The sequence below is a fragment of the Mucilaginibacter sp. HD30 genome, assembly GCF_054061755.1.
The window spans coordinates 2750129-2765174 of sequence record NZ_JBSSEO010000001.1 but is presented as its reverse complement, the minus strand read 5'-3'; the positions used below and the strand labels follow the sequence as shown (position 1 = coordinate 2765174).

Here is a 15046-nt window from a genome sequence, read left to right as displayed (position 1 = left end):
CTAATTATTATTCAACAGCTTCAATCTCAAACCCAATTCTACATTGTTGTTGGAAGATTGGTTAAGTGACGAGTTATTGATGCTGAAAGCTAAAAACAAACCCACGGCCGAAAGATCTAAACCTACCGCAGCCGAAATGCTTTTATTGCTGTGGTATAAGCCTGTAAGGTTAAGGTGATAATCGGGCATATGCACGTTACCCCCCGCATCCAAAATATGGTTAAACCCTCTAACACCCCTGTATGCCAGTTTAGGTTCAAAAGTGAGGTTGTTATCGGTTAATATCTTGTAGGCTATGGCCGTATAAAAAATAGTTGTATTGGTAACTATATCCTGATTTTGGTTGTCTTTAAAAAAAACTGTTTTAAGGTTGGGCACAGCACCCTGAATGGTTAGGTTTTTGGATGTATAAGCTATACCCAGATCACCATCAACATACAAGGGCCGCCGGTTAAAAAGTTCTGCTTCCTGGTCGCCGCTATCACCTATAATGGCGCTGTAATCAAGATAAGTATTATTTAAGCCTAACGACAAGCCAAAATGAAGTTTGCTGTCTTCGCTTATCGGCAAATGGTAGGCGTAACTACCCAAAATGCGGGTGCGGTTAATTAAACCCGTTTTTTCATTATTTACAATTAAGCCTATGCCTACATTATTACCCGCTGCGTAATCGGCACTCAGGTTTTGCAGTTTGGCGCTTCCCGGCAGGCTGTTCAATTGTTGCCGATAAGCAAAGTTAAGTACCAGACCCTTATCTAACCCCGCCATGGCCGGGTTAGATAAGTACTGGTTTTGATAATAAACAGATTGAAAATTATTTACCTGTGCCCTGCTTTTTATTGGTGCCAAAATAGCAATTGAGAGTCCAATTAAAAAGGCAAGGCGCTTTATATCGAAATACATATGCGCTGTCCGCTGTTATTTAGTACGGGCCTTATTGCCTGCTGCTCAATACTGTAATAAATCCTTTTTTAGTGGTACCATTGCCAAGGTCTATTAAATAATAATAGGTACCCTCTTTAACTACGCCACCACGGTAAGTGCCTGCCCAATCATTGGTATAGCCTTTTTTGGTATATACAACATTACTGCCCTGATCATAAACCGCCACACTATTATTTTGGTATTGCTCAATATTTTTCACCATCCAGGTGTCGTTTTTCCCGTCTCCGTTTGGCGACAGTATGTTGGATGCCTCTATTTCGCTAACACCTAATTCATCTGCAGGCGTATCACTTTTAAGCGAAGTAAAAGCAAGGCGCAGGCCCGATCCTGTGGCTGTAATTACGCTTGCCGGGGCAAGCCTGCTATTCATATACTTTTCACTGCCGATTGAGCCATTAAAATCTACAACAGTTACGCGATAGGTGGTGCCGGGCGTTAAGCCGGTAATGTCTGCACTGTTTCCTGCTTCATTGTATACACAATACCATCCCGTAGAACCTATTTGTGCACCTGCTCCAAATGTAGGATTGCCCATATAGGGGGTATTGTCCATGGGCGCTGCAACGCCGCCTGATCTGCGGGCCACAAATACCGCGCGCCTGAACCCGTTACCGCTTGTCCAGCTTACTGTAGTAGCCGTACCGGTGGTATTACTGAAATTTAAACTAAGCGAAGGCGCGGTAGGCTGTACCGGCCCTGCCGGTATTGTAGTTACAATGGCGGGGTTAAGCTTATCGTTTGTGTAGAGCTGCGCGCCACTGCCGCCATTATACTCTATAACCGTTACCCTGTAAGTTGTATTGGCATCAAGCGCTGTAATGTTGGTGGTATTTCCTGATCCATTGTATACACAATACCAGCCCGTTGAGCCTATTTGTGTACCCACCGCGAAATTTTGGTTAGCTGTGTAGGTAATATTATTAACCGCGTTAGCCACGCCATTGGCGGTTCTGGCTACAAATACCGCCCGCATAGCGCCGTTACCACTTATCCAGCTTACGTTGGTTGTACTGGCAGTGGTATTTGTAAACGTAAGTTTTAATGATGGTATAGTTGGCGATGTTGATGCTGTAGTTACAATGGCAGGGGCAAGCTTGCTGTTGATGTACTTTTGGGTTCCAGCGGCGCCATTATAATCTACTACGGTTACACGGTAGGTTGTATTGGGTGTTAAACCGATAATATTGGCGCTGCTGCCCGTTCCGTCGTATACGCAGTACCATCCCGTGGTACCTATTTGAGTGCCCACAGGAAAGTTAGCATTAGCACTGTAGGTAGTGTTATCTATCGGTGCTGCAACACCATCAGCCCTGCGTGCTATAAATACTGCCCGTCTGCTTCCGTTGCCGCTTACCCAGTTTACCGTTGTGCTTGTTGGCGCTATGTTGTCAAAAGTTAATTTAAGCGACGGTATGGTTGGTGTTACCGAAGGCGATGTCAGTGTTGATACGCTGGCAGGTGCCAATTTAGTATTTATGTATTTAGGAGCGCCTGTATTATTGTAATCTACAACTGTTACACGGTACGTTGATAAAGGATCGAGGCCGCTGATATCAGTGCTGTTCCCGGTGCCGTTATACACACAATACCATCCGGTGCCACCTATTTGACTACCTGTTCCGAAAGCAACATTAGCGGTATAAATATTATCATTAACAGGGGCGGCCACGCCGTTGGCAGTTTTGGCCACAAACACGGCACGCATAGCGCCGTTACCGCTCACCCAACTTACGTTGGTTGTGGTAGCCGTAGTATTACTAAAAGTAAGTTGTAATGACGGTACTGTTGGCGGGTCATTTGGCGACGCAGGTGTTACCACGCTGGCAGGAGCCAGGTTTTTCTGCAGATATTTTTCATCACCGCTTACTCCGTTATATTCCACTACCGTTACACGGTAGGTGGCATTTGATGCAAGGCCGGTAATATCTACGGAACTGGCATCACCATTATAAATAGCGTACCAGCCGGTTGCACCTATTTGTGTGCCCGCACCAAAAGCCGTATTGGCTGTATAGGTGACATCATTTATGGGCGCTGCTACTCCATTGGCTGTTCTAGCAATAAAAACAGCCCGTTTGGCGCCGTTGCCTTTGGTCCAGCTTACAGTAGTGCTGTTAAATGTTGTGTTGGTAAATACTAATTTGGTAGTTGACAGGGTAGGTGCGACAGCGAGCGGAGCGGGAGGCATAGTGTTTTCAAAAACCTGTGCTGCACCCCCATTAGGGTCATAAGCAAGTCCTAACAAAGCTTTGGTGGCATCAGGAGTTAAAGATACCGCGCTTAAACCCGACGTATTTGGCAGGGCCGTTAATGGGGTACCCCAGTCTGTTCCGTTCCACTTGTAAAATAGGGCTCCGTTGTCTTTGACAACTAATGCGACGGTGCCGTCAACATTTAAGCTAAACCCTCCGTTAAAATCGGCACCAAGCATCTTGCTTTTATCTGTCCAGGTGCCATCATCATTACGTCTAAAGGTAACCGGACTAGTTGCAACGCCACCTGACATTAATACTCTGCCGTCGCCGCTTATTGCTACTCTGCTAGCCTCGTAATTTTGGCCTAGATACAAGGCGCTTTGTAAGTTAGTGCCACCGGCAGTAGGAAAGCCCAGGTCATCAATGTTATAAATAACACCAGCAGATCCGTAAAAGGTTGAACCACCCCTCCCGGGCGTAGTAAACGCCATTGGTTTACCAACCACCAAGGTACGGCTGCTGCTAAATGCCAGCGAAATAAAATTAGCTGCTCCCTGATAAAAAGCAGGAGGGGACGTATACCCGTTACCAACACTGTCTTTAGCAAAAATGGTCAATACAGCATTAGGCGCTAAATGGTCATCAGAATTGGGCTCAACATTTCCTAAAACGGCAATTTTACCATCGCCACTTAATGCTACTGCTTCACTTAAACCAAAATCTGCAGCTGCGGTCCAGGTGGTTCCGCTCCTGCTAAATAATACGGTTGCCGCACGCATAGACAAAAAGCCGTTGGTTGAGCCCTGCATTTTGTGGCCACCGCCTATAACGGTATTGCCGTCAGCGCTTATGGCCACACTAACACCTAAAGCGGGGTTGCTGTATGGATTAACTAATGCCGGCCCTTGTTGCACCCAGGCACCTGTATTGTTGCGTGTAAAAATTATTAAAGCGCCTTTGCCACTGCTGTAGTTAGGTGCACCTAAAACCGCTGTGGTACCGTTGGCACTTATGGCTACGCTATAACCTTGGTTAATATCGGTATTTCCGGTTGTAACAATGGTACCAAATTTAGCACTACCCGTGCTAGGTGGTATAGATGGAGAGGCTGTTACATTGAAATTAGTAGAGCTTGTTATAATAGCACTATCTACATTCGTAATAGCAACGGCTCCGCTTGTGGTACCCCCGGCAACCATGCCTAAAATATTGGTACCGTTATTAGATATTAATATGCCCGGTTTGCCACCTATGCTGAATTGTTTAATTCCTTTTAAGTTGCTGCCGCTCAGGGTAACAACCGAGCCTATAGGGCCGCTGGCCGGTGTAATGGAAGATACTGTTTGAGCGGGACTAACAGGCCCTCCGGGAGTGGCCAATTGATTAGAATATACAATAACGCCTCCACGACCACTACGGTTGGTGGCCGAAACGGCTGTACTACCATCGGCGCTTAAATTTCCTATCGCCAGCCATGATGGTGGGTTGGTGTAAACGTCAACAGTGGCGCTTTCGCCGGCAGGTTGCCTGTCAATGGAATTTTCGTACACAACACTCCAGGCTGAGCCCACATATTTCATAATGCGTGTATAGTAAATTCCAGTACCTGAAAAAGAGGCCGCTGTTTGTCCATCGGCACTCAAAGCTACTACGCCACGGGCTATATCGCCCGCATCTTCCTTTGTCCACATTGTGCCTGTACGGGTAAAACTTGCCATCTTAGCACCCGATCGGTTAACAAACATCAGTGGATTAAATAAAATACGATTACCATCAGCGCTAATGGCTATGGTTAAATCCTGGTATTCCGGACCATCCCAATACCACGGATCATCTCTCTGCCCCGCATTTTTGGCATTACCGGGATATGTGGCTAATTGCGCTTGCATGGCCCAACCATTTCCGTTACGGACATAAACCCATGCCTTCAATGAATCTGGCTGATACGGATGAACAAGAGGATTAGGGAGGGCATGGTTAGATACGTCGTCAGTTATCAATACGGTGTTGGCATCGCCATTAAGGGCTATGTGTGAACCAAATCCGGCATCGGCTCTTACAATCGGGTCGCCAAATACCGTCCAGGCGCCTAAATTGCGCTTGTATGCAACAATTTGACTTTCAACATTGCGAACCAGTACGGTGTTACCATCAGCACTTAGTGCCTTTATCCCGCTTAGCTCAAACTGCCGCACAAACTGGCCGCCGCCATTATCAACATATACACCTGCCATAGGCTGAACAACGTCGTAATATTCTGTGGCGGTAAGGGTTTTACCGTCGGCACTAATTTGTATGTTGAAGGCGTTCGGCAAGTTTGCATAAACACTCCAGGTGCTACCCGTGCGCTTGTACACAACTGTACTATCAGGTGGGCGTGTTGTACATTTTTTACACGAATAGTGATTGGGCTCAACAACCAGGGTATTACCGTCAGCACTTATAGCTACGCTGGCGCCTTCGGCGGTGCCCAGCCTGTCATTTTGCAAATTTGTTGGTGGTTGTGCAGCCGTAACCAAAAAAACTTCGTGGCTGCCAACGCCACCACCGCCTTTATGTACCAGCATCGTGCCATCAACGGTGCCGGGCATTATCATAGCGGTGATAGTAGTCTTGCTTTTTGACAAGATCAACTGGTATATTCTGCCAATACTTACGTGGTCAACATCATCAAGGTAATCACCATTAATAGTTAATATTGTACCCACGGGGCCATGATTAGGTGCGAAAGAATTAACAACCGGGACTTCAATCTTTGAGGGCATTGTTTTGGTAAGTGATTTTGGTTTTGAAGCCACTGCTTCAAAACCAAAGCAGCACAGGGCAAACAGGCATAGTAAAACAGCCGTAAAATATTTTTTACTTAACCAGTGGTTAAAGGGTGATTCGGTTTTAAGGTGCGTCATAAGGTGTTGTGTATAAGCGCCCTAAAGATAATTCAAATTTTCGTTCCAGAACAACTTGTCATTAATGAATTAAACTATTCGTCAGCCGGTAGAATTTTTAAATACGAGTGTTGGAACTTGCAGAAATGCAGATACTTACATATACGGCTAATTTACCTGCGATAATTGCACAGAGAAACGTACCTTATTTGTTACTTAATTTTTACTTATATGTGTTGACGTCAACTTACACAATGGCCTGTATGTAGTTTACTTTATAAAGTAAACTACATACAGGCAAATCATTATAATCGTTAAATCCAATAAATCATCCTTCAGACAAAAAAATATATATTTGCGCCATTATGAGTAACAATACCGACGAAATTTTTAAGAACGTTATAGCGCATGCCAAAGAGTATGGCTTTGTTTTCCCCAGTAGTGAGATATATGATGGCCTAAGCGCTGTTTACGACTACGGACAGAACGGCGCCGAACTTAAAAATAACATTAAAGCCTATTGGTGGAAAGCCATGGTGCAGCTAAATGATAACATAATGGGTATTGACTCGGCCATATTTATGCACCCCAAAATATGGAAGGCAAGCGGCCACGTTGATGGTTTTAGCGACCCGATGATTGATAACAAGGATTCGAAAAAACGTTATCGTGCAGACCAGTTGCTGGAAGACCGCATTGCTCAATATGATGCGGAAGGTAAAACTGATGCTGCTGAAGAGTTGCAAAAAGAAATGGATGAGGCGCTTAGGGCCGAGGACCTGCCACGCCTGCGCGAACTGATAGTTGCCCACAACATTACCTGCCCGTTAAGCAAAACCGCCAACTGGACAGAGGTGCGCCAATTTAACCTAATGTTTAGCACCCAGATGGGTGCAGTGGCCGATGATGCCGATGTGGTTTACCTGCGCCCCGAAACTGCTCAGGGGATATTTGTAAATTATTTAAACGTGCAAAAATCTGGCAGGATGAAAATTCCGTTCGGAATTGCGCAGATAGGTAAGGCTTTCCGTAACGAGGTTATTGCCCGCCAGTTCATCATTCGCATGCGCGAATTTGAGCAAATGGAAATGCAGTTTTTTGTGCGCCCCGGCACGCAAAAAGATTGGTTTAATAAATGGAAAGAGACCCGTTTAAAATGGCACCTTGCTTTAGGTACCGATGCTGCTAAATACCGTTACCACGAACATACCAAGCTGGCGCACTACGCTGATGCCGCGTACGATATTGAATTTGAATTTCCGTTTGGCTTTAAAGAAGTAGAGGGCATACACAGCCGTACCGATTTTGACCTGAGCCAGCACCAAAAGTTCTCTGGTAAGAAGATGCAATACTTTGATCCGGAGTTGGACGAAAGCGGCAAACCTTATGGTAACTATGTGCCTTACGTAATAGAAACTTCTATTGGTTTAGATCGTATGTTCCTGTTAACCATGATCAACGCCTACGAAGAGGAAGATTTGAGCACTGAGGAGAAACACGACAGTCGCACGGTATTGCGCCTGCACCCATGCTTAGCGCCGGTTAAAGCCGCTATTTTCCCGCTAACCAAAAAAGATGGTTTGCCTGAAAAGGCCCGCGAGATAATGGATAAGCTTAAGCTTGACTTTAACCTGCAGTACGAGGAGAAGGATGCTATTGGCAAACGTTACCGTCGCCAGGATGCTATTGGTACACCGTTCTGTATCACCGTAGATCATCAAACTTTAGAGGACAATACCGTAACCATCCGCCATCGCGATACCATGGCGCAAGAACGCGTGCCTGCAGATCAGTTGGAAAAAATCATTGGTGATCTGGTAAGCTGGAAGAATTTGCTGGGGTAAAAATTTGCCGGGTATTAGAGTAAAATAGAAATGCCAACTGGATTTATCAGTTGGCATTTCTATTTTAGCCCATAAAATTATTTTACGGCCGAAGTATCAAATTCAATTAAAAAAGGCTTAATGGGTATGCCATTAACGTTTTCAAATCTTTCTGTCAGGAGCAATTGATAATGTTTGTCAGGCGCAAGATCAACCTCTATAGAAACGCTTTTTCCGTCGGCAGAAAAACCGATGTAGCGCTTTACCCTTAACACATTGCTTTCGCCGAGCGGGCCAAAATCAAATCCCCGCGCGCCCGTGTTCATTGGTTCAGAAAATTTGAAGGTAAGTTTGTTAATGCGGGTATCAATATTCGTAGTTTGATTATTTAATTCTTCCACGGCTGTAACATATGGGCGGGAGGCCTCGAAAGTTTTCTTCAAGAGCTTCATGCTTTGATTGAAATAGCCCGATCTATCAGCAAACGCCATCAATGCGGCATCGTCATTGTAATCTAATTCAATCATCTCCTTTACAGCCAATGTTTTGCTTTTAGCCTTGTTATAGTACGACTGGCAAATAGCAGAGCCTACATAATAACCCAGATCGCGCATGTTAAACTCATTGGTTTGATTACTATAAAGCCAAAATCCGGTATTGGCCTTGAACATTTGCTGTGCAAAAAGGCTTTTAATACGCGCAGCATGCTCGGGTCCATAGGCAAGGGCCGGGGTTGGCGAAAGCCGCCCGGTTGCTTTAATGGCCAAAAATTCTGCTACACCTTCTAATACACATTGCCCTAATAAGGTGTTAGCCACCGTTGTTTTTTGTTGCGTATGAACATATTCATGTACGCTACCAAAAACAACATGTTGAATAGGGTTACTTTTAAAGAAAGGTATTAAATGACTTAGCGTTGCCGGAAACTCGGTGCTGTTTATGTTACTATCTGCAAGAGCAAGCTCGCTCCCAATAAGTATTTGGTTGTTTTGCGTTGTACCATTGGTTCTTAAGGCGCCCATGGTAAAGTAAATAGTTGCAGGTTTAATTTTTGGATAAAGCTTTTTAAACCTGGTAATGCCTTGATCAATTTGGGTTGAGAAACTTTTAGCCTTTAGCGTATTGGCTCTGATCGACTTCCAAAACAATGGGTAATTTTTTATAGCATCTATGTAAGATTTTGCGGTATAATCCCTTACCTCCATAATCGCCTTTAGCCCGGGTGTTGCTTTTGACAAGAATAGTTTATCAAGTATCCGGTATTGTTGGGCAGTATCGGCCGATGTAATTATGCCATCGTATGCCTGCCAAAAGTTATCAATGTCTGTTGATATAATGTGTGTCTGGCTTTGAGCCGCCGTAATTTTAAGAAACAAAGCTATGAGGATGAAGAATTTTAATGATTTCATATGAAGTGAGCTGTAGTAAGAATGACGCCTTAACTAAGTAAGCAATTTTTTAGCAAATTGTAATAAAGCTTTCTGTTATATAAGTCCGCCCTTTTCGCTATCTCCCCAACATGTTTATTGCCAATACCTGGCTTTTAATTACATCCAGTTCAACGGCTGTTTTGCTGCCTGGAAAGCCTGCAAAGTCAGCATAGCTAACCTTGCTCAAATACTCTTTCAGGTATATTTTTGCCAAAGGCAAATAGCTCCAGTGCCATTTTTCTTCCTGATAACCCGCGGTGCGTCCCGCGTCAAAGGGTTGAAAAAAGCCAAATTTGGCCGCGTTCTTTACCATCCAATTGTACATTTTCTGACCAGCTGCGGTTTGATAATAAGCGAGTTTCATACTAACCAGATCCATATCTGTACCCCAATGATGCCTTGAAGTACCCGGCATTGACGACCAACGAAGCACCGCCAAAGCAACGTTTTTGGCGTTTGAATTACTCATAGCTTGCGCGTCATTCCACTTTCGCTCCCAAATTGCTTCTTGCTCGCTGAAGGAGCGTGTGCCCGAAATAATAGTTAGCCTAACACCGTCTTTAGCGGCGGCTGCATACATTTTTAAGTAGGCGTTATATGTGGCTTTTTTCAGGATAACGTCTTTCTCGGAATATTGAGGTGCAACTTTGGTGAAAGATGTGTCGTGTGCGTAGTTGTGCCGTCCCATTAAAAAAGTTTTGGCAACGGTGGCATTTTGCGCGCGGGTGTGCGGCGCAAGCATGGTTAAAAAAGCAACCGCGCTCAACAAGGTTCGGGCAAGCATGTGCATAAACAATTGCGTTAGGTAAGGCAAAAAAATGTGTTAGCTAAATATAAAAAATAATACCTAAACTAACAAGATAGTTGAAGGAAATATTTTATTTAAGCTGAATTTGATGAGCTTTTACACTAGTTGCATGCTTTACGGCTGAGTTGGACATATGAATACCCCTGTCTATTATTAAAAATCTATATAACCCAATATGCTTGTATATACAAATAATATTATATTTGAGATGTGAAAAAAGATATCGACCAGGCCTTACAGTATATTAACCCCATGGTATGCTATAACAGCCGCGTAAAAATGCTTAACCGCTTAATTAATGCGCGGTACGACGCTGCACTTAAACCATACCGCCTTACCGGCAGTCAGTTTACATTATTGTTATTTATTGGCAAGGCAAAATCAACAAACCAAAAAATGATTGCCGATTTGCTGATGATAAATTTTACCACGGTTAGCAGGGAGGTGGCAAAAATTAAGATTGCGGCGTGGATAGTTTTTGAAAAAGCTATTGATGCAAGGAATAGCCAGATCTCGCTTTCTGAAAAAGGCAGGGCATTGCTAACGGAGGTTTTGCCGGTTTGGGCTAATATAAATAACGAAATGGAAGGCCTGTTAGGGGATGTTGCTTCGGCTGGACTCAATAACATGATAAATGCATTAAGGGCTAAGAAATAAAAATTTGATTAAAAACTTGTATATACAACTATTATGAAAAAAATAAATGAATCTGTTTTTACTGAGCATTATGTTAAAATAACTGAGGGGAAAATTATATATGCCCGCGAGTATGCCCGCAACGGCCCGACTATGTTTTTGCTGCATGGTTTCCCGGATAACATCCACCTGTACGATTATCTCGTTCCCGAGCTTACTGAAAAGTTCCATATAATCATTTTTGACTTTTTAGGTTGGCATAACTCATCAAAGCCCCGGGATTACGGTTATACTGCTCACGATCAAAAGAAAGAACTGGTGGCGGTGATTGGCTATTTTAGAGCTGAGAATATTTGGTTGGTAGCGCACGATGCATCCGGCCCACCTGCTATAAATTATGCTTTAGATCAACCTGAAAATGTTGAACAGCTAATTTTGCTGAACACTTATTACTCCAGGATGCCAACCACCAGAAAACCAGAAGCGATCTGGATGTTCTCGACGCCGGTTGTGCGCGTGGTTACCGGCTGGGTGGCCAGGAACTTTAGTTTTATAAACCGCCTTACTTATTACAACCAGGTAGGTAAGTTTATAAAAAACAAAGAGCGCAGGAAGGCGCTTGTACCGTTGCTTTATCGTTCTTTTTCGCAGCCCGAAAATTTCAGATCATTTTTAGCGCTTAACCGCGATCTTGATTCTGCTGTGAGAGCTAATACGTTGCGGGTGCCCGAAATGTGGAAGTTGAACAACAAGGTCCACATTATATTTGGCGATGCGGATCCATATTTAAATGCTGGCGTGGCATGTTCATTTAATAATATAATGCCGGGTTCTACACTAACACTTATAAGTGATGCGGGGCATTATGTGCAGGTAGATAACCCGGAGCAAATTGCTTTAGTCTTAACAGACCTGCTCAAATAACCGGTAAATTTTTTAGTTTGCGTGCTTTATCATCTTAATAACTAAGCAATGGATCATAAAGAAAGAATGTTGGCGGGTTTGCCATATAAAGCTTGGATGGACGGCCTTGCCGATGAGCAGATGGCGAATAAAAAGCGGGTATATAAATTTAACCATTGCGCCCCTGAAGAACTGGATACGATAGAAGAATATACCCGTGATATGTTAGGTAAAGCGGGCAAAAACGTAAGGATAATGGCTCCATTTAGCTGCGATTACGGCCGCCACATAGAGGTAGGCGATAACTTTTTTGCCAATTATAACTGCGTAATTCTGGATGTAAGCAAAGTATTAATTGGCGATAATGTAATGTTTGCTCCCAATGTCACCATTTCAACAGCAGGGCATCCGGTGCATCCGTTGTCGCGTAATTCGGGGTATGAATATGGGATCCCCATAAACATAGGAGATAACGTTTGGCTTGGTGCTAATGTAGTGGTTAATCCGGGAGTGACAATAGGAAGTAATGTTGTAATTGGGTCCGGCAGTGTGGTAACAAAAGATATTCCGGATAATGTTATTGCAGTTGGTAATCCCTGCCGCGTGCTGCGCAAAATTACCGACGAGGACCGGCATTACTTTTATAAAACTAACCGGTTTGATGTGGATGATTACTAAATAGATGTAGGTGGCTCACATGGGCTCACCCGGCTCGAGCCCCTCACATTGTTTATAACACCACTCTTCCTTTTTCCAGTTTCAAAACTTTGTCAACACTTTCAGGTATTTCATGCTGATAATGGGTAACGTAAATCAAGGTGACATTGCTTAGGCTGCAAATGGTATCAACAAGTGTTTTAAAATGTTGTACCTGGTGTGCATCCATTCCCTGGCAGGGTTCGTCAAATATTAATAACGGCGGGTTTTTAATGAGCGCCCGGGCCAACAAGCAAAGCCGTTGGGCGCTTGCAGGGATATTTTTTAATAATACGCGTGCATATTTATCTATTTCCAAGGCTTTCATCCACCGTAAAGCAATGTCTGTCCGTTTGGGGTTACTCGGCCTGAATAAGCCAAGCGTATCGTAATAGCCAGATTCAATTACCTGCAAACAGCTGTTATCCGTAGGGAAATATTGATGCAGTTCCGGCGAGACAAAGCCTGTTTTCTTCTTGATATCCCATATGCTTTCTCCACTGCCGCGTTGCCTGTCAAATAAGACAATATCATTAGCATACGCTTGCGGGTTATCGCCATTAACAAGGCTTAACAGGGTTGATTTACCTGCTCCATTATTTCCCAATAGCGCCCACTTATCCCCGGGTTTTACATCCCAGTTTATTCCATCCAGTATTACATTTTCGCCATACTTTATGGTCACATTCTTCATGTGGACAATTTGCCGGTAGGTTTCTGCAGCAGTTAAATTTAAAAGCGCCTTTATTTCATTTTTATCAATTCCGCTTTCTGGTTTTAATGTAGCTAAATGGGTCTTAAACTGATTTTTAGGTCCCTGCCAGTTAATACCGCCATCCTTTAGTAATGCTACGTTTGTAATAACATCAGGTAATTCATCAGGCGAAGTAGCCATTACAATGGTAATGCCTGATGCTGCTATTTCGCCTATAATATTATTAAACTCGCGGCGGGTTTCAACATCCAAACCGGTTAGCGGGCTATCCAGCAACAATAAAACCGGGTTTTTCATCAATGCAGCGGCAATGCGCAGGCGCTTACCCTCGCCATTAGAAAGTTTAATAGGCTGTTTTTCTCTTAGAGCGTCGAGTTTTAGAACTAACATTATCTTTTCGAAATTCCAATAGGTATTATCGCCTGTTAAGGGGTTTATAGTATCCAGATAGGCCGAAACGGTAAGCGCATCTTCAGAATCGGATGAATTATACCGCTGCTGGTAGTAAAATTCGGTAGTATTGGATAAGTTTCTGAAATGGTGCTTCGGCTCAACCAAGGCAATCAGCTTGTGATGGGTGATATAACCTTTTTGGTCAGGATGCTGTTGCAGGTATTCTTCAAAGAAATAATAATTAACCATTCCGCCGATGGCATTTAAATTACCCGCTACCGTTTGCAGCAGCGCACTTTTGCCTGAGCCGCTTTCGCCCATAATTGCCCAATGCTCGCCCTTGTTGATGCTGAAATTAAGATCGGTGAATACCGTGTTATTAAACAGTTTTACGGTAACGTGAGCTATAGAAAATAGTGGCTGCATTTACGGGGTAAAAATAATTATATATCGGTTATAAGCTAATATTAAAACAGAGTGTAGCTATAAAACTACATTTTGATTATTAGAACGTGTTTTTTTATAGGGTAGAAAAAAAGGCGCAATTATTGAATAGCCTATACTAAAATTTAAACCTATGAAAAAGTTAACCCTACCCTTTATTTTTTTACTCGTTACAATGCTAAGCAGTTGCGAGGTTGTAACCGGAATTTTTAAAGCCGGCGCCGTTACAGGAATAGTAGCTGTAGTGGTTATTGTTATTTTGATAATATGGTTAATGTCGAAATTTCGGTCTAAATAATTATTTACAAATGTGAAAATAAATGTCTTTAAAATTAAAACAGTATACGTTTAGTCAGGTTATTTAATAAAACAGCTAATATCATGGAAAACACAAAGGAAACAGTAGGGATTTTGAACGATCTGATAGAGATCAATAACGACCGAATAAAGGGCTTTGAAAACGCCTTAAAAGATGTAGAGGGCGATGTAGAACTAAGAGCCACATTTACCGAAAAAATCGGCGAAAGTCATCATCTCAAAATGCAGTTGGCTAAAGAAGTAGAAGCTTTGGGCCAGGATGCTGAAACAGGCATCAGTGTTAGCGGTACCATACATCGCACCTGGTTAGACTTGCGTGCTAAATTTACAGGCCATAGTGAACACACTATTTTAGAAGATTGTGAATTTGGCGAAGATGCGATTTTAAAAGCTTATAAAAGCGCATTAGCCGAGGAGCATTTGCCTGCTTATGTAAGAGATCTGTTAAATGATCAGCTGGTAGTTTTGCAAGCCGCGCATGACGAGATCAAGGCGCTGCGCGACAGCACGGTTCAGTAACAGCTATAAAACAAAAAAAGCCTCCGAGTTATCGGAGGCTTTTTTTGTTTAGCTAAAAAATGGATTACATTTTAGCAGCAGTGTCAGCTTTAGCTGTATCAGCAGCAGCAGTGTCAACTACAGTAGTATCAACTACAGTTGTGTCAACAACAGTTGTGTCAGCAGTTTTTTCTTCAGAACCTTTGCAAGCTGCAAATGAAGTAGCGATAGCTAATGCTAAGAAAGCGATTTTTAAGTTTTTCATGTTTTAAAATTTTAAAAGTGACTATATAGTTTTGCTGTTAATACAATAAAAAGCAAAAGGTAACCCATCTATTTTAAAAAAATAGGCTACCT

Annotated in this window: 12 protein-coding genes; 6 read left to right on the top strand and 6 right to left on the bottom strand. The window is 43.1% G+C overall.

The genetic code is table 11. The features are described from left to right. Positions 1 to 903 (bottom strand): PorP/SprF family type IX secretion system membrane protein, encoded by a 903-nt coding sequence (locus ACVW2L_RS13190; protein ID WP_457128437.1) that lies wholly within the window; start codon positions 901 to 903, stop codon positions 1 to 3. Between the two features lie 31 nt (positions 904 to 934). Continuing rightward, the gene (locus ACVW2L_RS13185) at positions 935 to 6046 is read right to left on the bottom strand and encodes a T9SS type B sorting domain-containing protein (RefSeq protein ID WP_457128436.1); all 5112 of its coding nucleotides are present in this window, start codon (positions 6044 to 6046) and stop codon (positions 935 to 937) included. A gap of 344 nt (positions 6047 to 6390) precedes the next feature. On the opposite strand from ACVW2L_RS13185, the gene ACVW2L_RS13180 reads away from it, so the two are divergent. Beyond that, the gene (locus ACVW2L_RS13180; protein ID WP_457128435.1) at positions 6391 to 7869 is read left to right on the top strand and encodes a glycine--tRNA ligase; all 1479 of its coding nucleotides are present in this window, start codon (positions 6391 to 6393) and stop codon (positions 7867 to 7869) included. Positions 7870 to 7946: 77 nt separating this feature from the next. Here ACVW2L_RS13180 and ACVW2L_RS13175 read toward each other — a convergent pair whose 3' ends face one another. Together ACVW2L_RS13175 and ACVW2L_RS13170 are read right to left on the bottom strand one after the other, a co-directional pair. Next, entirely contained in the window at positions 7947 to 9257 is a 1311-nt protein-coding gene (locus ACVW2L_RS13175; protein ID WP_457128434.1) for a hypothetical protein, read from the bottom strand. A 97-nt stretch (positions 9258 to 9354) separates the two neighbouring features. Then, positions 9355 to 10062: a M15 family metallopeptidase gene (locus ACVW2L_RS13170; RefSeq protein WP_457128433.1), complete on the bottom strand. Its 708-nt coding sequence runs from the start codon at positions 10060 to 10062 to the stop codon at positions 9355 to 9357. A gap of 234 nt (positions 10063 to 10296) precedes the next feature. On the opposite strand from ACVW2L_RS13170, the gene ACVW2L_RS13165 reads away from it, so the two are divergent. The 3 genes from ACVW2L_RS13165 to ACVW2L_RS13155 are packed head-to-tail and all read left to right on the top strand — an operon-like array spanning position 10297 to position 12303. Beyond that, positions 10297 to 10743 carry a MarR family winged helix-turn-helix transcriptional regulator gene (locus tag ACVW2L_RS13165; protein WP_457128432.1) on the top strand — a complete coding sequence of 149 codons (447 nt, stop codon included), beginning with the start codon at positions 10297 to 10299 and terminating at the stop codon, positions 10741 to 10743. A 33-nt stretch (positions 10744 to 10776) separates the two neighbouring features. Continuing rightward, the gene (locus ACVW2L_RS13160; RefSeq protein WP_457128431.1) at positions 10777 to 11646 is read left to right on the top strand and encodes an alpha/beta fold hydrolase; all 870 of its coding nucleotides are present in this window, start codon (positions 10777 to 10779) and stop codon (positions 11644 to 11646) included. Positions 11647 to 11694: 48 nt separating this feature from the next. Further along, positions 11695 to 12303, top strand: a complete 609-nt coding sequence (locus ACVW2L_RS13155; protein WP_457128430.1) for a sugar O-acetyltransferase — start codon at positions 11695 to 11697, stop codon at positions 12301 to 12303. Positions 12304 to 12355: 52 nt separating this feature from the next. Here ACVW2L_RS13155 and ACVW2L_RS13150 read toward each other — a convergent pair whose 3' ends face one another. After that, positions 12356 to 13855: an ATP-binding cassette domain-containing protein gene (locus ACVW2L_RS13150; RefSeq protein ID WP_457128429.1), complete on the bottom strand. Its 1500-nt coding sequence runs from the start codon at positions 13853 to 13855 to the stop codon at positions 12356 to 12358. Between the two features lie 151 nt (positions 13856 to 14006). Here ACVW2L_RS13150 and ACVW2L_RS13145 point away from each other — a divergent pair, with 151 nt between their 5' ends. Both ACVW2L_RS13145 and ACVW2L_RS13140 read left to right on the top strand, forming a co-directional pair. Continuing rightward, on the top strand, positions 14007 to 14171 hold the full coding sequence (locus ACVW2L_RS13145; protein WP_457128428.1) for a hypothetical protein: 165 nt from the start codon (positions 14007 to 14009) through the stop codon (positions 14169 to 14171). Positions 14172 to 14254: 83 nt separating this feature from the next. Beyond that, positions 14255 to 14710 carry a PA2169 family four-helix-bundle protein gene (locus ACVW2L_RS13140; RefSeq protein ID WP_457128427.1) on the top strand — a complete coding sequence of 152 codons (456 nt, stop codon included), beginning with the start codon at positions 14255 to 14257 and terminating at the stop codon, positions 14708 to 14710. Between the two features lie 64 nt (positions 14711 to 14774). Here the strand turns inward: ACVW2L_RS13140 and ACVW2L_RS13135 are convergent, their stop codons facing one another. Beyond that, positions 14775 to 14954, bottom strand: a complete 180-nt coding sequence (locus tag ACVW2L_RS13135) for a hypothetical protein (protein ID WP_457128426.1) — start codon at positions 14952 to 14954, stop codon at positions 14775 to 14777. Positions 14955 to 15046: the final 92 nt, after the last annotated feature.